This is a genomic window from Psychrobacter sp. CR212, assembly GCF_059693765.1.
In genome coordinates this window covers 49290-69181 of record NZ_JCATIF010000003.1, presented here as the reverse complement: position 1 = coordinate 69181, position 19892 = coordinate 49290, and the positions used below count along the sequence as shown (strand labels likewise).

Genomic DNA, 19892 nt, shown 5'->3' with positions numbered 1-19892 from the left:
TACAGATGTCGATACGAATGCAGATAGCGTAGAAAATATCACAATCGACAATGATATGGCGATTGAAGAGTTTTTTGCGCCAAATACGAATGCTCGTATGGCTGACGACTTCAGAGCTGGTTATGTTGCCATTGTTGGACGTCCAAATGTGGGTAAATCAACGTTGATGAACCACTTATTGGGTCAAAAGCTGTCTATTACTTCGCGTAAGCCGCAAACGACGCGCCACCGTATTCATGGCATTTTGTCCAATCATGAGATGCAGGCAGTGTTTGTAGATACGCCAGGCATCCATCGCAATGAAGTACGTGCCATTAATGAGCGTATGAATAAAGCGGCAGTATCTGCTCTAGTAGATGTTGATCTAGTATTGTTCGTTGTTGACTCAGATCAATGGCGTGATGATGATCTATTGACGCTGCAAAAGCTTGGTGATACCAATTTAACTGTTGTATTGGTCATTAATAAATCAGATACTTTAAAAGATAAAGGCAGCGTATTGCCGCTTATTGAAACCTTTAATGAAAGTTTTGACTTTGCTGATATCGTTCCAGTATCGGCGCTCAAAAACCAAAACTTAGATCGTTTGCAAGAAGTGATTGCCTCACATTTACCAGTTGCTGCACCTATTTATGATACAGAGCAAATCACTGACCGTTCAGAGCGATTCTTAGCGAGCGAAATCATTCGTGAAAAAATAATGCGTAGTGCGGGTGATGAAGTGCCATACGACTTGACCGTACAGATCGATGCGTTTAAAGATGAGCCTGCGCATACAGATCCAAAAACGGGGCGTCCACGTAAAGCATGCACCTTTATTGATGCAACTATCTATGTTGAGCGCAGTGGTCAAAAAGCCATTGTCATTGGTGATAAAGGTCAACGCATCAAGCAAGTCGGTATGGATGCTCGTAAAGATATGGAGCAGCTGTTTGACAAAAAAATCATGCTAACGCTATGGGTCAAAGTTAAACGTGGCTGGTCTGATGACGAACGTGCATTAACCAGTTTGGGATATTGATAGCAATCAAGGATAGTGCGGTAATATTGCTATCCATATGCTAAATGCTGAGGTAATAAACGATGCGTAACGAAGCGTTAATTGGCTATTTATTACATCAGCGTCCTTATCAAGAAAAGCGTGCATTGTATTATCTTTTTTCTCAGCAGCATGGTGTCATACATGGTGTTGGGAAAAAAGGCGCGCCGTTATTTATGCCTTTACAGCTATTTGCCACTGGCAAACGCGACCTAAAGACATTCACTCAAATCCAGATTACTTCGCAAACCACTCCTCAAACAAATAACGAGCAAAAAGAGAGTGCCCCTGCCATACTTTCTACTGTGCCTTACAGTAGTATCAATGGGCAGCATCAATATGCGGCGTTGTACCTTAATGAGATACTGTGGCGATTGTTACCGACCGAAGATCCAATGCCGGTATTGTGGCAACATTATCAGGACAGTTTACAGCAGCTGAAGCAACCTTTAGAGAATAATGAGCTTCGTTTATGTTTACGCCAATTTGAGCAGCACCTATTCAATGAGTTGGGTTTTACCTTAACGCTAACGCATGACAACATCGAAGATACTATCAAACCTGATTGTGTGTATCGCTTTTTACCTGATGTAGGGCTAATACCAATCATGCAGAATGCTACAGATTCTGAGCATTTGGATAGTACTACCGGACAAACTGTATTTAAAGGTATCGATATTCTTGAAATGGCTTACCTAGGTATTACTAAAGCAACGCTGAATAATTGGTCAAAGCTACATCGGCATCTGATAGATCATCTGCTTGATTATCAACCATTACAAAGTCGGCTGCTATGGCAACAGCAACAACGTTATCAATAAAGAGATTATCATTTTTAAATCTATTGAGTTTAGGCCATGGCTTAACTTGTGGGAATATCGATACTGTTGCCTAGGTCGATGGTATTGATGAGTTAAATATAGAACACGCTATGATTTAGGATTATAGCAAGCTGTTGTTATGGTAAAAAATGCGATGTATTAAAATGCTTAAAGGTAATGTACTTGCTACTTTGTCCGCATTCAATTACCCATCACAATCGGTAGGGTGGTCTTGATTAAGCTTCTGACTGACTCTACCGTTTTGATTGAAAGAAATTTGGTACATTGCATCATTATAGGTAGATGTGGGGCAGTACTTGATATGGCCAAAATGCCCCCGAGGTTTGCCACTATCACCCCAAAATTTGATGTAATGGCGACCCGCTCCGACTCTGAGTTTCAGTGTACTATATTTTAAATTAAAATATTGATTGAGTACTAGAGTATCAGCATTTGTATCGAAGTTTTTGTTACCGTTTTTGTCTACGAATAATATAAGCATGTTGTCACTATTGCGGTCGCATTGTATACCGTCATTCGATAAACAAACCAATACATCTTGTCTAGTGATATAGCTTTCAGCTTTTGCCAAAGCGAGGGCGTTCTCTAATTGGGTTTTGACGCGTTTGGCTTCCATACGCGTTAATTGCGTCAATATGCTTGGCGTTGCAATCGCTACTATGATAGCAAACACCGTTACAGTAACAATCAGCTCAACAAGAGTGAAGCCATTCCTACCTTTAGCTCTTAAAGCTTGCAAATGCATTGCAGAGCGTTTATTACATATAGTTAACTGGTGTAGTGGAGCGTACAACTGATTTATTCGAAATATTAGCCTATCATGACTAAGCATTCCCTTCATAAAAGTAGATACAGGTAAAACCACTATCAGTAATCTGCGATAATTTGATGATGTTTTATAAAGCGATTTCATAGATTGCTACATCCTATGGCTTCAGACTTTCCAAATAGAATAATCGCGCTTATTTGTAATATCTAGCTAATCCATTATGTAGAAAAAATACTTGATAAAGACTAGTATTTTGGTTTGTTGGCAGTATACAAAATTATTACTTTTCTATAAGTTACTTCGAATATCAAATAAAGTCGACTATTGTAATATAAACAGAATATATGTCTATTGTCAAAAAATGTTTCAATTAGTGAATAATTTGCATTAGGAATAGAGAAAAATTATTAATTGTAATAAAATATGTTCAAACGATAGGTGCTAGTTAATTTAGTATCTATCGTGAACTGACATACAAAAGATAAAAAGCGTAAGGTGTGTTAGTTCTAAGTAACTTAGAATGGCTATTGTGTTTTAGTTACAACATTATCGTGTAATAATGTGTAGCTCGTTAACGAAAAAAGTTGTAAACTGAATGGATAATCGCTAAGCTACTTCTTAATTGGTTTTGCTTTGTAACCTAAAATGCGTAAAAGATGTCTAATTTAGAGCGTCTTGAGAATCGGTTTTGCTTAATGCATCACTAAAATTATCCTTTGGAGGAAGTCCATGAAACTGAATAAAATTGCTCTAGCACTGTTCGCTGTAACAGCTGCACCTCTAGCAGCTAATGCTGGTGTTACTATTAGCCCACTATTATTAGGTTATCACTACAGCGAAGGCGCTGATGATGATCAAGCTGAATTACTAGGCGACTATAGTGGTAATGGTGATAGCTACTATAAAGAAGATGGTTTATACACTGGTGCAGCGTTAGGTATCGAACTTACTCCTTCTACTCAGTTCCAAGTAGAGTATGGTGTATCAGATACTGATGCTATCCGCCAAGACGGTTCTGATAATTTCGACGCAGAACAAGAAATGATCTCTGGTAACTTCTTAATTGGTACCGAAGAGTTCACTGGTTATACTGATAGCGCTCTTAAGCCATATGTATTAGTTGGTGCTGGCCAATCTAAACTTGAGATTAAAGACTCTTCAGGTGACAAAGTTAGTGGCACTAAAGACACTATCGGTAACCTAGGTTTAGGTGCTATGTATCGTATCAACGATGCACTAAGCCTACGTGGTGAAGCTCGTGCGATTCATAACTTTGACAACAACTGGTGGGAAGGCATGGCCTTGGCCGGTCTAGAAGTTGTACTTGGTGGCCATCTAGCACCTACAGTAGCTGTACCGCCAATGGAAGAGCCAATGGTTGACAACACTCCAGTAGTTGTTGTTGAAGCTGACCTTGATTCTGACGGTGATGGCGTACCTGATAGTATGGATGCATGCCCAGGCACTCCAATGAATGTAGTGGTTGATGAGCGTGGTTGCCCAGTACCAGTAGATATTACTGATGAGCTAAAAATGGAACTACGTGTATTCTTTGATAACGATAAATCAGCTATCAAAAACCAATACAAGCCAGAAATCGCTAAAGTAGCAGAAAAAATGCGTGAGTATCCAAACTCTACAGCTCGTGTAGAAGGTCATGCATCTAAAACTGGTCCTTCAGCACGTTATAACCAACGTCTATCTGAAGCTCGTGCCGTTGCTGTTAAATCTATGCTAACTAACGAATTCGGTATTGCTCCAAACCGTCTATCAACTGTTGGTTATGGTTATGACCAACCAATCGCATCAAACGATACTGAAGAAGGTCGTGCTATGAACCGTCGTGTTTATGCCATCATCACTGGTGACAAAACTATGACTGTTGAACAAACTAAAGATATGGTTGTTCAGTAAGTATTAGATAATTAATCGTATAGTTAGATATATGGTTACAAAAAAAGCTACCCAATTGGGTGGCTTTTTTTATTTATGTATTGAGAAAAGTAAGTTATTTCATAAATTTATGAATCAATAATGTTATACTAGCCACCCAAACATTCTGTAAATTGACAGAATGTACATTAGCATAGCTATCTGTACGATGAATTTATCGGCATAGATATTTGATTATATTGAGATTTTCTGAGCGATAGCATTTATTGTGTATCATCTAAAATTCAATATTTATCTGATTGATGATAAGAGTTTATCAAGCGGCGCTTATTGCTACTGCATTTTTTTAAGACGACACGAGCATTTTATATGGCGAACGATATCAAACACCTGCGTAACATTGCAATTATTGCCCACGTTGACCACGGTAAAACAACTTTGGTTGATAAATTATTACATCAATCTGGTACTTTTGGCGATCGTGCAAATATTGCTGAACGTGCAATGGATTCAGGTGATATTGAGCAAGAACGTGGTATTACTATTTTGGCTAAAAATACAGCCATTCGTTGGACAGATCAGACTTCAGGAACTGAATACCGTATTAATATCGTTGATACCCCAGGTCACGCCGATTTCGGTGGTGAAGTTGAGCGTGTGATGTCAATGGTTGATTGCGTACTTTTGGTTGTTGATGCTGTCGATGGCCCGATGCCTCAGACTCGTTTTGTAACGCAAAAAGCATTTGAACAAGGTCTAAAGCCGATTGTTGTTATCAATAAAATTGACCGTCCTGGCTCACGCCCTGATTGGGTAATGGATCAAATTTTTGATTTGTTCGATAATCTAGGTGCAACTGATGAGCAGCTTGATTTTCCAGTGGTTTATGCATCAGCGTTAAATGGTATTGCAGGTTTGGAAGCAGATGATTTAGCTGATGATATGACGCCACTATTTAAAACTATTGTTGATGTTGTACAGGCGCCGCAAGTTGATGCAGACGCACCATTCCGTATGCAGATCTCAAGCCTTGATTACAATAGCTTCGTTGGTGTGATTGGTATTGGTCGTATCCAGCGTGGTAAGGTTAAAACCAATACACCAGTTACTGTCATTGATAAGCATGGTAAGACACGTAACGGCCGTATCTTAAAAATTATGGGCTACCATGGCCTTGATCGTATTGATGTTGAAGATGCACAGGCTGGTGATATCGTTTGTATCACGGGTATCGATGCGCTTAATATCTCAGATACGATTTGTGATCCTAGTAATGTTGAAGCATTACCAGCATTAACAGTTGATCAGCCTACCGTATCAATGAATTTCCAAGTAAATAACTCACCATTTGCTGGTCGTGAGGGTAAGTTTGTCACGTCACGTAATATTCGTGAGCGTCTTGAGCGTGAGTTGATTCATAACGTTGCACTACGTGTAGAAGATACTGAATCTCCAGATAAGTTCAAAGTATCAGGTCGTGGTGAGCTTCATTTATCTGTACTTATTGAAAACATGCGCCGTGAAGGCTTCGAGATGGGTGTTTCAGGCCCAGAAGTTATCGTAAAAGAAGTTGATGGCAAGCTACAAGAGCCGTATGAAAACGTTGTCTTCGATATCGAAGAAGAGCATCAGGGTTCTATCATGGAGCAGGTTGGTCTACGCAAAGGCGAAATGACCAATATGGAGCTCGATGGTAAAGGCCGTATGCGTATTGAAGCAACAGTACCAGCTCGTGGTTTGATCGGTTTCCGTTCTGAGTTTTTAACACTGACCTCAGGTAGTGGTATCATGACGTCAAGCTTTTCGCATTACGGTCCACAAAAGATCGGTGATGTGGGTGGTCGTTCAAACGGCGTATTGGTTTCTATGGCAAATGGTACCTGCCTAGGCTTTGCACTGTTTAACCTACAAAAACGTGGTAAGTTATTTGCTGAGCCACAGCTTGAAGTTTATGAGGGTATGATTATTGGTCTTAACTCTCGTAACGATGATATGACGGTTAACCCAACAACCGGTAAGCAGCTTACCAACGTACGTGCTAGTGGTACTGATGAAGCGTTGACGTTGACGCCAGCAGTTAAGTTCACGCTTGAGCAAGCGCTTGAGTTTATTCAAGATGATGAGCTAGTTGAAGTAACACCAAAAGCAGTACGTATCCGTAAACGCTATCTGACTGAAAGTGAGCGTAAGCGTCACGGCCGTAGTAAGAAAAACGCATAATATCGACAGTATAAACTACTCAATTTTTTAGAGCGTTGATTTTCAACACCAAAATTTAATGTCCTTTAGACATCGAAGTAGTTAAAGAATTAGCAGTATAGGGGGAGCTATAGTGGTTCACTTTATACTGCTTTTTTTTGTTGTAATTTTTAAAAAATAAATACAAAATGAACATTAGTTTTGATGTGTTCAATGATTAACGTTAGAGTGAAGTATGATACTGATTATATAAAATATCTATACGCCTATAGATAATTCTTGAGGAGAATACGATGAGTATGGTTTCAGAATTTAAAGAGTTTGCTCTAAAAGGCAATGTGATGGACTTAGCAGTTGGTGTGATCATTGGTGGGGCTTTTGCTACCATCACTAAATCATTGGTAGATGATATCATTATGCCAATTGTCGCTTTCATTGCAGGGGGTGAGATTAACTTTAAAAATATGCTTTTAGTATTGGGTGATGTGCCTAATGGGGTTGCTATGACCTACGATGCACTCAAAGAAGCTGGCGTTCCTGTATTAGCATATGGTAGCTTCATCACTGTACTCATTAATTTTCTAATTTTAGCTTTTATTATTTTTATGATGGTGAGACTAGTAAATAAAATGCGTCGTACGGAAGCTGTAGAGGAAGCTGTAGTAGAGCCATCAGAAGAAGTACAGTTACTGCGTGAAATCAGTGCCAAATTAAGTAATACTCATATTGTAAAATAATAACGTACGGTTTAGTGGTAACAAAAAAGGCTAACTTTACGTTAGCCTTTTCTATTGTCTATTCACAAAGTCATATTTTGTGATTTATGCTAAAAACGATCAAACACAGTAGTTTATGGCGTGACAACCACGTAATCGTTGGTATTAATCAAAATCTCTGATGGTTGGTCAACGACAATACGCACAGTATTATTGTCAATAACTTGTGATTTATAATAGTTGTCTTCTGCAACTGTACAGCCTAAACATCTTCCCATAGCATCCCAAGGCTCAACAAATAATTTTTGCTGCGCTTGATCGGCATTTCCACCGATAAGAGAGAAGGGTAGGCTCACGATATAGGCGGCGGTACCAGCCACAGCATTGACCAGTTGTAATGGTTTACCAACAATCGTATCTACTACCATCGTCTCATACGAAGGGCCAAAGTCAGTTTCGTCTATTTCTATGGCTGCAAAAGTAGGTTGCATACTAGCAGCCATTAACGCTAAGGAAGTAAAGACAGGAAACAACTTTTGCTTAACTGCGCGTTTGTTTGTGGCTTTAACCGTCATAACGATATCCTAAAATTTACAATTAGTATGATTAATGGCTGCTGCTGTCTCCAAATAGGAATATCGCGGCAACGACAGGTAAGGTAAGTATTACAGAAGAATAAATAGTGCGCACTATTTTTGTAAGCGCTAGCACTATTAAAGCAAGATGTACGCCAATAAGCAACAAGAATACATGGGATATTCTTATGTGAGTAAAAAAATATATCAAACTAGATTGTATTTATTTTGAAAATAGTAGCAGATTTGTCTTTAGTTAAGGTAAGAAATCATATGACCACTAATTAAGCTTAAGCTAGCGGCTGACAATTTGGACAATAAACGCTGGCTCTACCATTGAGCTTAACATTTTCTAGAATGGTATCGCATTTTAGGCAATGCTCTCCTTGTCTACCATAAACATTTAAAGTCTGCTGAAAATAACCCGTTTGACCACTCGCGACTGTAAAATCTCGTAGCGTTGAGCCACCAAGTTCAATGGCTTTTTTTAGAATGTCTTTAATATGATCAACCAAAACAACAAGTTGGTCAAATGAAAGTTGGTTCGCTGGGGTAGCGGGATGTATGCCTGATAGGTAGAGGCTTTCCGTCGCATAGATATTACCGACACCTACCACGACTTTTTGTTCCATAATGACAGATTTGATAGCTCGTGCGATGGACTGTGCTCGTTTGGTCGATGGTTTTTTGTTAGAGCCTGTATTGTTATGATCTTTATCGGATAAGTTATTACGTTGAATAACGTTATAAAGATATTCTGCGGTAAAATCTTTTGAGAGTGGCTCAGGGCCCAAGTGGTCCAGTAATTTGCTACCGTAATCTTCATACCATAATACTGAGCCAAATCGTCTTGGATCGTAATAATGTAGCTGAGACTTTGCATTTTCAGAATCCCTAAATACTACTATTAGATGATCATGTTTACGTTTGTCAGTGCCATAACTGTGCTGCTGTAAACTACCTGACATGCCTAAATGAATCAAAAGCTTAAGTGGGGATACCATGGCATCATTATCATTAAGCACTGTGGGCAAAAATTTAAGAACAAGATATTTTGCTCGGCGTTCAACGCTATCTAACGTGCAGTCAGCCAGACTACTTAAGTCATCTGGCATCGCCCAACGTAGCTTGGGTTCAAAGACCTTTATGTCAATCACCTGTTGTCCTAATAATGGTGCAAGGCTAGTCTTGGTGGTTTCTACTTCTGGCAATTCGGGCATGATGTTTTATGACAACTCTATTTTTGAGTGAATAATTGGTAGCTTAGCATTTCAACTAAGCCACAGCGCGACGAGCATGTAAGACACCGTGCTGTTGCTCTAGTTTCGCCAGTAACTTAGATAGATGCGCTAGCCCTGAAACTTCGATATGAAATTTCAAAAAGGCGATATTGTCATCGTTACTAAGCGTTTCAACTTTGCGGATATTGACGTTCTCTTTATCAATAATCTGTGTCAAATCACGCAACAGGCCGCGTCTGTCATACGCCTCTACGTGGATATCAACTGGCTGATAGCGACCAGATTGTACTTGCCAAGCTGCCTCTATTTTGCGCTCAGGATCACGCTCGACCAAACGCAGATACTCAGGGCAACCGCGGTTATGAACGCTGACACCTCGCGATAAGGTAATGTATCCGGCAATTGGCTCACCATGTACAGGATGGCAGCAGCCTGCTAAATTGATTTCAATATTATCCAGACCGTCGATACGGATTTTGTAGGCATCGAGCTTGCTCGCATCTCTAGTATCGACGTGCGGTGCAAAGTTCTCTGGTGGTATCTCGGGTTCTAGATGTAGCTGCCGAGAAATATGGCTGGTTAGCTGGTTGAGACCGATATCACCTGTGACGAGCCCCACGATAATATCATCGGTCGTATTGACATGGAAATGCTGGATATAGTCATTTAAGTCAATGCTATTGGGATGCACGGATAGGCGCTCAAGCTCTTTGCTAAGCATCTGACGACCTATTTCAATATTCTTATCACGGTCTTGTTTGTTGAACCATTGACGCAGTTTTGAGCGTGCGCGATTGGTATGAATATAGCCCAGTGAGGCGACTAGCCAATCACGATTGGGCTCACGCGATGCCTTAGTGATGATCTCAACTTGTTCCCCTGTTTTTAGCTGATAAGTCAATGGCACATAGCGCTGATTAACTCGGGCTGCCTGTGCACGGTTACCAACTTGGGTATGCACATAATAGGCAAAATCGAGAACGGTTGCACCTTTTGGTAGCTCGGTGATGTCGCCGTCACGGCTGAAAATATAGATACGCTCGAGCTCATCAAAATCAACGAGTTGTTCTTCTTCGTCAAACTCCATGTCATCTAGCTCTTCGCCTGTCATGACAGCTGAGCGCGGCTGGTTACGGGTCTCGTTGTTAATAGACAGTAGCTGACGTAGCGAGCTGATTCTTTGATTTAAGTAATTGTCTTTTTTATTCTTCAGGCCTTCTTTGTAATTGACATGTGCGCACATGCCAAGCTCCGCCTCAAAATGCATCTCCTGAGTACGAATTTGCACTTCAAGCGATTTGTTTTCGGCAATGACGGCGGTATGTAGTGAGCGGTAGCCGTTTGACTTTGGGTTGGTAATATAATCGTCAAATTGCTCAGGAATATAACGCCACAAACCATGTACCAAGCCTAAGACGTGATAACAGTCTGAAGGATTATTGACCAATACTCGTAATGCACGAATATCATAAAGCTGGTCAAAGGATAAACCTTTGAGCTTCATTTTGCGGTAAATAGAATAGATATGCTTGACGCGTCCGGATACTTCGCCCTCAATGCCAGCATTCGCTAATGCCTCATTGAGCTTGTCTTCTACACGCTGAATATAAGACTCGCGTTCGCTTCGCTTTTCGGACAGTAGCTTGGCAATCTCTTTGTACCTATCGGGCGCAAGGTAGCGAAACGCCAGATCCTCAAGCTCCCATTTAAGCTGCGCGATACCTAGGCGATGCGCTAATGGGGCGTAAATAGTCATGACCTCACGCGCGACACGAGTTTGACGCTCTGGCCTAGAAAACGTCAACTCACGCATGGCAAAGGTACGCTCTGCCAACTTAATGAGTACCACACGCACGTCGTTGGTGACAGAAATGAGCATGCTATAAATATTTGATAGCTGGTCACGCTGATTATTGACGAAATGATCTTCTAAGCGTTTATTGCTCTCAATAATCTCTGAGAGTTTCCCCATTGCTAAAGTGTCTTTAACAAGGGCTAGGATATCCGCACCAAAATTTTTCTCAACTTCAGCAAGACTAATGATGGATTTGCGTGCACTGCGATATAGCATGGCAGCAACAAGCGCATCTTCATCTTGATAGAGATAGGTCAATATGTCTGTCATGCCAATACCAGTGACGTAAGCACCTGAGCGCTCAGATTCGCTAGTATTCATGTGACTACGGATAAACTCACAAGCAGCACTCAGATGAGGTACAGACTCTTGTCCGATACGCTTCGCCACATTGTCGAGCCACGTAGGTACATCGATATTGGCTTGATCTAAATCAATGGATTCGAGCTCTTCATCTGAGAGCGTATAGGTGTTGTCCAGATACTCGTTTTCAAGCGCGGGATCGAGGCCATCATAAGTATGTGCCGCTGATCGATCAAACGTAGTATGTAGCTTGTGAGTTGACAGCTGGTATTTGATATCGAGAGGAATCTGGGCGTAGCTGTTGGCAGATTGGTGAGAGCGTTGGCTCGCTACCAATTGCGCCGCCAGTGTGGCACTGTCGGCCTGCGTGGTTTGTCCATCCACCAACGGTAACCCCTCACGAATTTTTACCATAGCCGACTCCTCTTAGCTATTTTGAATTGATTATAACCTCATCTACTATGCACACACTCTGAATGAACGATTCATAAAGTGCTAGCTATAAACCAATACAACTGCTAAAAATCTGATTTTTAGCAGCCATAAAATGCGCGTAAATATATAAAGCTACGAGTACAAATGCTGCTTATACGGCGATATACAGTATAAGAAGATTGTTTACTATTATCTCACTTTGAAAAGACAAATCAAGCGAGGCTCTGTAATGACTGTGGTTAATTATGTGAAATAGTCGTGAGCTATGGGCAAAATATTATCCAAGCTTGGATTCAGTGTTGCGGTCATAATACGGCTACTTAAGAGGCTATTACGAATTATAAGATACGTATAAAAATCAGCTGTCTACTTTTTCAAAACGAGCGATAGACTCGACGTGTCCAGTATGGCAGAACATATCCATGACACCCGCATGCGTCAAGCGATACCCTTGCTCTAGTAATGCTTTGGTATCACGGGCGAGGGTTGCTGGATTACAAGAAACGTAGACGATACGCTCAGCGTTGAATTTTGGCAAATACTGCATAATCTCCCAAGCACCAGAGCGCGGGGGGTCGATGAGTAAGGCGTCAAAACCCTGATTGGCCCAAGGTTTGTCAGTGCAATCTTTTGTCAAATCTTGACTATAAAATTCAGTATTGCTGATACCGTTACGACGAGCATTGTCAGCCGCACGCTTGGTCATGGCCTCACTACCTTCGACACCCACCACAGAACCTGTTTCACCAACGAGACGTGCTAGCGGCAGGCTAAAATTACCCAAACCACTAAACAGATCCAGTACTCGCTCACCTGCTTTTAAATCTAATAAGTCGCAAGCCAGCTTAGTCATTTGGCGATTGACAGATAAATTGACTTGGGTAAAGTCAGTAGGAATAAATTCAAAGGTCAAATCATATTCTGGCAGTTGATAATACAAGCGACCAAACTGCTCGCTTAGATCATCTGCCTCTGTCAAAGCGATACGTTCAATACTATCAGCGCCTTTTGACTGTAGATATAGCTGCCAATTGCGCGCTGCAAAGAATGCTTTTAATTTGTCTATATCAGCCTCTGACAGCGGCTCTAAGTGACGCACGATTAGTGCAACAGGTTGATTGCCGTCAGGCAATTCTGGCAATTGCTCACCCATCGCAAGCTCAAGCTGAGCAATCTTGTCACGGCTCTCTAGCGTGCTGATGAGCGTCTTTAAGTTCTCAATCTCAAAACCGATGCGTGGGTCTAAGATATGGCACTCATTGAGCTCTGCCAAAAAGTTACTTGAGCGCTCACGAAAGCCGACCAGCGCGGTTTCTTTTTTGACGACATAGCGCACGCCTAGACGAGCCTTGGTGCGATAGCCAAGACGATCACCTACGACAGGTGCTAGCCAGTTATCAGGTTCTACATTGGCTTGATGCATGAGCATCTCAGCAAGTACGGACTGCTTAAAATTTATCTGCCCATCGGGCTGCCAGTGTTGTAAGTTGCAGCCACCGCAAACACCAAAATGTGGGCAAGGCGGCACAGCACGCTCAGGATTTGGGTTAGCAGTAATACTGATTGCATCGCCTTCCTCAAAGCTGGCACGGCTATTGGTTATTTTGACCAGTGCGCTTTCACCCGGTAGAGCAAAGCTTACAAATATTTTTTTGCCATGCTTATCTTCAGCGTGGCCATCATCAACCCCAAAACCATTGCCATAGATGGCAACACCGCGACCATCATGTGACAAACCATCAATGTTAAATGGAATCGGCTCTGCATCTTTTAGACGGCGGCGCGTTTTTGATGATGGCTTAGATTTTTTCTTGCTGGGTGGAATGGCAATCTTTTGGCTATCATTCGTTTGAGTAACACCGTTCTGCGGAGCAGAATTGGCTATTGAGGTTTTGGAGTCGGTGGGTTGCATAAACCTGCCTTAATAATAAATAACTATAAGAGGAGAATAACAAACTGCTAATAATACGGTTTCTATAATTTGGGTGCCGATGACCAGTCAGCGATGAACTCTTGATGTCTTGGGCTACCATCGGCTTGGGTATATTGTGCTAGATAGTCGTAGCTCTGCTGTTGCCAAGCATCAAAGTCTGGTGAGGACAGCTTTCCTGTCAGACGTAGCCAACGAAGATAGATAAGCCAAGTGTTCATCACATCAGACTCACAATAGATGGAGAGTGTCTGCCAATCACCACTACTGACGAGCGCGCCCACCATGCTACCATCAACGTCAGTTTTGCCTGGTAATCCATATAAACTGGCGACGATATCCATGGCTTCGCGGCGACTGGCACCGTACTGACTAAATCTGTCCATCAAATCAAGATGACGCGTATGGAAACGATTGACGTAGTTATCAAAGCGCATATTTTTGATACGTTCACCTTCTTCAAACAGCCATGGCGCTGATAAATCATATTGCATAGCGCGATATATCAGTACAGGTATGTCAAAACCTGAACCATTCCAACTGATGAGCTGTGGCAAGGTCTCAAGATCACTGAATGCCCGAAAAAACTTGGCAAGAATGTCTTTTTCGCTAAACTTATCCGCGGTCAATGAAAATAGCGATAACTTGCCATCTTTGATATATAAAGCGGAAATACAGACAATGCGCTGCAATGGCAAGCGCATAAAATCGTGTCCTGCCTCTTGCATGCGGATGGCTGTCAGTGCGCTTAAGGTGTCTTCATCATTCAGTGCAGCCAACTGCGGATAAATACGCCGTGCGCCATCGATATCGGCGACCGTCTCGATATCGAAAACTAGTATAGGGTCGGACGGTAGAGCTTGTGACATAAAGAATCCTGCATTTTTATAAGCTTACTATGCTGCGTTATCTGCATCATTATCGATATGACTGTCATCAACATTGTATAAACCTGTCGATAAATAACGGTCTCCACGATCACAGACGATAAAGGCAATGACGGCATTAGGGTTTGCTTTTGCCACTTGGGTCGCTGCCCATGCAGCTGCGCCCGAAGATACCCCAGCAAAAATACCTTCAGTTTTTGCCAGTTTGCGCATGTAGACTTCAGCGATACGCTGATCGACATCCATGATCTCATCGACCAAGTCTGCGTCAAAAATACCCGGCATATATGCCGCAGGCCAACGGCGAATACCAGCGATAGACGCGTCTTCATCAGGCTGCAAACCGATAATTTTGATGTCAGGATTTTGCTCTTTCAAATAACGTGAGACACCAGTGATGGTGCCAGTGGTACCCATTGAGCTAATAAAGTGGGTGATCTTACCGTCAGTTTGTGCCCACAACTCAGGCCCTGTGGTGAGATAATGCGCTTGGCTATTGTCAGGATTATTAAACTGATCCAGTACGATGCCTTTACCATCGGCTTGCATCTGCAATGCCAAATCACGTGCCGCTTCCATGCCTTCATCGACTTCAATCAACGTCGCGCCGTAAGCAATCATGGCATCTTTACGCTCTTGAGTAGAGTTGGTTGGCATCAGTAATGTCATTGGATAGCCGCGCATCGCCGCGACCATAGCTAATGCAATGCCAGTATTGCCGCTGGTGGCTTCAATCAATGTATCGCCGGGTTTGATATCACCGCGCTGCTCTGCTTGATAAATCATATTAAAAGCAGGGCGATCCTTTACAGAGCCTGCGGGATTATTGCCTTCTAATTTGGCTAATAATGTGGCGCCATTTTCGATATGCTCTTGTTCAGGTAGGCGCTGCAATTGAACCAGTGGCGTTTGACCAACACAATCGGCAAGCTTGGTGACTTGAGTGATAAAGTTAGCGTTTGACATGGCCGTTGCGGACATAAGAAATCCTTATTTATTTTCTAAAATATTTTTTGGGCGATAGGCTGTGATCGAATCACTATTTTTTATTGTCTGATCATCATTTGAGACAAGCGTTTTGTGTATTGGCTTATAGTGACAGATAAACCAAAACTTAACGGCAGTAGCGTACGCTCTCATTCATCATGAGGGTAAACCATCTATTGTGGCAAATAAAAAGTTGCGTCATTATATCATTTTGTTGCTAGCTGCGCTTATTGCATAAAAGAATAATGGCCACTGGGTTAGCCTATGACTGGTCATTTTTTGAGTGAGGCATCAATCTATTTGGTAGTGTAGCGACGCTGTTTCTTGATAAAGTGAGTTTGTGATAGAGCAAGCCAACATTGAGTACGCCTTATCAAAAGTCTGTTAGTCAAAGTGACTATTTGGCCGAACTCTAATGTTTAACCGCCATTTATAGAATCCTGTTAAGATAATCTTGAGCCATAAAAGGCGTATCATTAAAAAACAAGCTAGCAAGCTTAAGCATTTTTTATGGTAGCGTAGAGACCGTAACAAAATTCACAGACAGCATTTTCGTAGAGAGTAGAGCGAGCATGGCATATAAAAAACGTTTCAATACCAGCAGTGCCTATGGGCAGCTGATCCTGTTGGTGTTTTTACCCATCTGCGTGTTGGCGGCGGTAGGGGGTATTTTGGTATTTCACGAAACCATGCGTGCGAGCGATTCAGAGCAAGAGGCACTGGCTGAGGCGGTATTGATTCGTTATACACCAGTCATTGCAGAGCTGATTCCTGATTTGTTGGAGCAAGAACGTCAGCAAGCAAAAAGCAACACAGATGAGGCATCACAGAGTGCGATGACAACGCTCGAAAGCATACAGGATAAACTCGGGCGTATGCAGTCTGAGCAGCATGTACAGCGTATTGCTGTTATCAATGAAGGCAATCAAGTATTGGCGACCGTAGGCTATGGTCTGAACGAGAAATGGCCGCTAATCAGTGACTCAGCAAAGTTTTTATCGCAAAAACCAACGCCTGTAGGCACGGCATATGGCAGCGTGTTGGGTGAGTTTGAGGGGCAGACGTTGTGGCTACTGGTCGATATGGACAACGAGCCACTTTATATCGCCCGTTATCGTATTGCGATGGCGCTGGTGATTACCGGTCTGTTTACCATTCTGATTTTATTACTCAGCTTAAATATTTACTCAAAGCGTTGGATTGCACCTATCTATGAGCTGCGTTTGCAATTACAACGTACCCATGTTGATAACTTATATCAGCCTGTACCAGTAGAGTCAGATGGTGAGCTTAATTTATTACAGCAAGATTTGGTCAAGACATTTCGTCGCCTCCATAGAAGTTTTCAGGAGCTCAAGGATCATGCCGAGCAAACCGAAGACGATCTGCGTTTGGCATTTGATGAGATGGAAATGCAAAACATCTCTATTCGAAATGCGCGTGATGCTGCCATCTCAACCAGCCAAGCCAAATCCGCATTTTTGGCCAACATCAGCCACGAGCTGCGCACGCCGTTGAACAGTATCGATGGCTTTATTAACTTATTAGCGCGTCACGGTGAGCTCAATCCTGAACAGGATTTATACGTACAGACTATCCGCAAATCCTCAGCTCACCTACTTGCCTTGGTCAATGATGTTTTGGATTTCTCTAAGATTGAGGCGGGCAAGTTGGTGCTTGATCGTCATGAGTTTGATTTGTATGACACCATTTATGATGTGGTTGATATGCTCTCTCCTGTCTCTGCGGAGAAAGGTCTACGTATGGCTGTCTTGTTCTATAACGACGTGCCCATGCGTATCAATGGCGATGCGCTGCGCCTCAAGCAGGTATTGACCAATATCGTGGGGAATGCCATCAAATTCACAGACAGTGGCGATGTGGTCGTACGGGTCAGCTTGGACGATCATCGTGATAACTATCTGATGATCAGTGTGCAAGACAGTGGTAAAGGCATTTCGCTTGCTGACCAAAAAATGCTGTTCCAAAGCTTTAGCCAAGGTGATCCGTCAATCACGCGCCAATATGGTGGTACGGGGTTGGGTCTGGTTATCTCCAAACAATTAACGCGTCTCATGGGCGGCGATATCGGCTTTCATGACAACGCTCAAGAGAACATCGCCAATCAAGGCGCGACGTTTTGGTTCCGTATGCCAGCCCATGTCGATGTGCTAGAGGCACCAACTGGTCAGACCATTGAGCTGCCAGTATTGGCACCGCTTGCAAGCGAGACTGATGAGTTCAACGTCTTGGTTTGGATCAGTCATACGGCCTCAATACAAGTGTTGAAGGCCAGCTTGCAGTACTTACCGATTAAGCTCACTCAAGCCAATTCATTGCCAGGGGTGCTTGAGTCGCTCAAAGAGCATGGCAACTTTTGGGATTGGGTCATCGTTGATGATGACACGCAAGACGATATGATGGCGTTACTCAAGCAAATCCGTCTCCATTATCAAGGCAAACTTGCCGTGTTTGGCTATCAAGTGGCAGCTGACCAAGCACTGCTAAACCGCTATCAAGCCAATATCTTGTATGAGCCCTTAGACAAAAGACAGCTATACGCGATGCTCGATACACAAAACCGTAGTATGCCTAAGAGCTTACAAGAGCCGCGCTGGAAAGGGATTACCGTGCTAGCAGTTGATGATCATCTGCCAAATCTATTGGTACTTGATGCACTATTGAGCGAGCTTGGCATACAAGTCATTACAGCGAGTAGCGGCTTTGATGCCATAGAGATTATCAGCAAACAGCAAACCAAAAATGTCAAATCTGCTAAAAATGATAAGCAAAGTCTATCGAGTAAAACGCAACTCTCAAAAGCCGAGACACGTGATGAGGTCAATAAAAAATCAAGCAAAACATTTCATGCTGAAGATATGGGGATCGACGATAAAATCGCTGCCCAAGACAAAAATCATATCGATTTGATATTTATGGATATCCAAATGCCGCGTATGTCAGGTCATGAAGCAGCGAAGCAAATTCGGAGTATTGAAGCGGCTGATAGCCGTATTCCTATTATCGCCTTGACAGCCCATGGCCTAGCTGATGAGCGTGATAAGCTTATCGCCAGTGGTATCAACGACTACGTCGGCAAGCCCATCAGTCAACCTCAATTGTTACAAGTGCTACAGAAATGGTTAGGACGCCAAAACACCACGCCGCAAATAACGGCATTGGCTGATACTGATTTGCAAGCTTCTAATTTGCAAAGCATCGATTTACAAAATACCGACTCCGAAAATATACACATCACAGAACAATCGACGTCGCTTTCAGATCAAAAGACCGCTATTTATCCGATGGTCAAAGACAATGAAAGCGTTCGTAATAGGACTGAAATCACAGAACCGCCAAAAGTCACTCGACCATTATCACTGAAAAAAATCCGTGATGACTACTTGCGTGACAGTCAGCCACGTGACGATTATAGACGAGAGGCTACCCGTGAGAACCAGCCTCGCTATGAGAGCTTACGCTTACATAAGCAAGGGCAAGAATCATTATTATATCCACCAAAAGAACCGACAGATAATTCTGCTGAAGACATAACAGCGAATATGGATAAAAGGCTATATGAGCAAACGGATCACAACCTCCATCAAAAAAACCTCAGTACAATGGATACGTCTGATATTTTAGACTGGCAAGATGCGCTTACTCGCTCAGCAAACAAACCTGATTTGGCAGCCAAGCTCATCATTATGATGCTCGATACGATTAACGAGGAAAAGCAAGCACTGACTCAAGCATGGGAAGCTCGTGATCGTAACTTGTTGGCACAAATTGCCCATCGCATATTGGGAGGCAGTCGTTATACAGGAGTGCCGCAGCTACGTCAGGCCAGCCAAGACTTGGAGGATAAGTGCTTATTGAATGTACAGCATACAACACCGGTACAATTTGCGATGATTGAGCCATATTATGAGGCACTACTTACCGCACTGAATAATTTACAAAACGTGGATTTATCGGCTTACCCTCAGCTCAACTATCATCGTTTGAGCGAAAATGACATGACGTGGAAAATGATTTAGAGCAGGCAATCGGACCGTTATTATGCGATGTAATAAGTGAATTGCATACGATACCGATCACTAGCGGCCAGATAATGTGCGAATATTAAAAGGTAGACGCTTGATACAGTATCGTAGCAGTCAGTTATTGCTACGGTAGAGTAGGGTTAAGCCTGCTAATATTGTGACCATCATTACTATA

At 42.4% G+C, this 19892-nt stretch carries 13 protein-coding genes; 6 read left to right on the top strand and 7 right to left on the bottom strand.

Translation table 11 applies throughout. The features are described 5' to 3' along the window. Positions 1 to 55 precede the first annotated feature (55 nt). Both era and recO read left to right on the top strand, forming a co-directional pair. Positions 56 to 1021, top strand: a complete 966-nt coding sequence (gene era, locus AC58CZ_RS07580; protein WP_227675693.1) for a GTPase Era — start codon at positions 56 to 58, stop codon at positions 1019 to 1021. Between the two features lie 62 nt (positions 1022 to 1083). Further along, positions 1084 to 1860 (top strand): DNA repair protein RecO C-terminal domain-containing protein, encoded by a 777-nt coding sequence (gene recO, locus AC58CZ_RS07575; protein ID WP_494224098.1) that lies wholly within the window; start codon positions 1084 to 1086, stop codon positions 1858 to 1860. Between the two features lie 205 nt (positions 1861 to 2065). On the opposite strand, the gene AC58CZ_RS07570 is transcribed toward recO, so the two are convergent. Continuing rightward, on the bottom strand, positions 2066 to 2794 hold the full coding sequence (locus tag AC58CZ_RS07570) for a GspH/FimT family pseudopilin (RefSeq protein WP_289116123.1): 729 nt from the start codon (positions 2792 to 2794) through the stop codon (positions 2066 to 2068). A gap of 585 nt (positions 2795 to 3379) precedes the next feature. Between AC58CZ_RS07570 and AC58CZ_RS07565 the strand changes: the two genes are divergently transcribed. The 3 genes from AC58CZ_RS07565 (at position 3380) to mscL (ending at position 7479) form a co-directional block, all read left to right on the top strand. Beyond that, positions 3380 to 4564: an OmpA family protein gene (locus AC58CZ_RS07565; RefSeq protein WP_058024499.1), complete on the top strand. Its 1185-nt coding sequence runs from the start codon at positions 3380 to 3382 to the stop codon at positions 4562 to 4564. Between the two features lie 348 nt (positions 4565 to 4912). Continuing rightward, the gene (typA, locus tag AC58CZ_RS07560) at positions 4913 to 6763 is read left to right on the top strand and encodes a translational GTPase TypA (RefSeq protein WP_494224099.1); all 1851 of its coding nucleotides are present in this window, start codon (positions 4913 to 4915) and stop codon (positions 6761 to 6763) included. Between the two features lie 272 nt (positions 6764 to 7035). Further along, positions 7036 to 7479, top strand: coding sequence for a large conductance mechanosensitive channel protein MscL (gene mscL, locus AC58CZ_RS07555; RefSeq protein ID WP_494224100.1), 444 nt, complete (start codon positions 7036 to 7038; stop codon positions 7477 to 7479). 113 nt (positions 7480 to 7592) lie between these two features. On the opposite strand, the gene AC58CZ_RS07550 is transcribed toward mscL, so the two are convergent. From AC58CZ_RS07550 to cysM, 6 genes are all read right to left on the bottom strand, one after another. Further along, positions 7593 to 8033: a hypothetical protein gene (locus AC58CZ_RS07550; RefSeq protein ID WP_093067758.1), complete on the bottom strand. Its 441-nt coding sequence runs from the start codon at positions 8031 to 8033 to the stop codon at positions 7593 to 7595. A 290-nt stretch (positions 8034 to 8323) separates the two neighbouring features. Next, positions 8324 to 9253: a bifunctional DNA-formamidopyrimidine glycosylase/DNA-(apurinic or apyrimidinic site) lyase gene (gene mutM, locus AC58CZ_RS07545; protein WP_494224101.1), complete on the bottom strand. Its 930-nt coding sequence runs from the start codon at positions 9251 to 9253 to the stop codon at positions 8324 to 8326. Positions 9254 to 9308: 55 nt separating this feature from the next. Next, a complete protein-coding gene (locus AC58CZ_RS07540; protein WP_058025796.1) occupies positions 9309 to 11846 on the bottom strand; it encodes a RelA/SpoT family protein in 2538 nt (845 codons plus the stop codon). A 379-nt stretch (positions 11847 to 12225) separates the two neighbouring features. Continuing rightward, the gene (rlmD, locus tag AC58CZ_RS07535; protein WP_083328877.1) at positions 12226 to 13779 is read right to left on the bottom strand and encodes a 23S rRNA (uracil(1939)-C(5))-methyltransferase RlmD; all 1554 of its coding nucleotides are present in this window, start codon (positions 13777 to 13779) and stop codon (positions 12226 to 12228) included. Positions 13780 to 13841: 62 nt separating this feature from the next. Further along, positions 13842 to 14666, bottom strand: a complete 825-nt coding sequence (locus tag AC58CZ_RS07530; RefSeq protein WP_093067765.1) for a 3'-5' exonuclease — start codon at positions 14664 to 14666, stop codon at positions 13842 to 13844. Positions 14667 to 14693: 27 nt separating this feature from the next. Then, positions 14694 to 15650, bottom strand: a complete 957-nt coding sequence (gene cysM, locus AC58CZ_RS07525; RefSeq protein ID WP_212564551.1) for a cysteine synthase CysM — start codon at positions 15648 to 15650, stop codon at positions 14694 to 14696. 593 nt (positions 15651 to 16243) lie between these two features. On the opposite strand from cysM, the gene AC58CZ_RS07520 reads away from it, so the two are divergent. Continuing rightward, positions 16244 to 19711: an ATP-binding protein gene (locus AC58CZ_RS07520; protein ID WP_494224102.1), complete on the top strand. Its 3468-nt coding sequence runs from the start codon at positions 16244 to 16246 to the stop codon at positions 19709 to 19711. Positions 19712 to 19892 lie beyond the last annotated feature (181 nt).

Coding starts and splice junctions, on each gene's coding strand:
- era (WP_227675693.1), top strand. CDS start 56: ATGGCGATTGAAGAGTTTTTTGCGCCAAATACGAATGCTCGTATGGCT.
- recO (WP_494224098.1), top strand. CDS start 1,084: ATGCGTAACGAAGCGTTAATTGGCTATTTATTACATCAGCGTCCTTAT.
- AC58CZ_RS07570 (WP_289116123.1), bottom strand. CDS start 2,794: ATGAAATCGCTTTATAAAACATCATCAAATTATCGCAGATTACTGATA.
- AC58CZ_RS07565 (WP_058024499.1), top strand. CDS start 3,380: ATGAAACTGAATAAAATTGCTCTAGCACTGTTCGCTGTAACAGCTGCA.
- typA (WP_494224099.1), top strand. CDS start 4,913: ATGGCGAACGATATCAAACACCTGCGTAACATTGCAATTATTGCCCAC.
- mscL (WP_494224100.1), top strand. CDS start 7,036: ATGAGTATGGTTTCAGAATTTAAAGAGTTTGCTCTAAAAGGCAATGTG.
- AC58CZ_RS07550 (WP_093067758.1), bottom strand. CDS start 8,033: ATGACGGTTAAAGCCACAAACAAACGCGCAGTTAAGCAAAAGTTGTTT.
- mutM (WP_494224101.1), bottom strand. CDS start 9,253: ATGCCCGAATTGCCAGAAGTAGAAACCACCAAGACTAGCCTTGCACCA.
- AC58CZ_RS07540 (WP_058025796.1), bottom strand. CDS start 11,846: ATGGTAAAAATTCGTGAGGGGTTACCGTTGGTGGATGGACAAACCACG.
- rlmD (WP_083328877.1), bottom strand. CDS start 13,779: ATGCAACCCACCGACTCCAAAACCTCAATAGCCAATTCTGCTCCGCAG.
- AC58CZ_RS07530 (WP_093067765.1), bottom strand. CDS start 14,666: ATGTCACAAGCTCTACCGTCCGACCCTATACTAGTTTTCGATATCGAG.
- cysM (WP_212564551.1), bottom strand. CDS start 15,650: ATGTCAAACGCTAACTTTATCACTCAAGTCACCAAGCTTGCCGATTGT.
- AC58CZ_RS07520 (WP_494224102.1), top strand. CDS start 16,244: ATGGCATATAAAAAACGTTTCAATACCAGCAGTGCCTATGGGCAGCTG.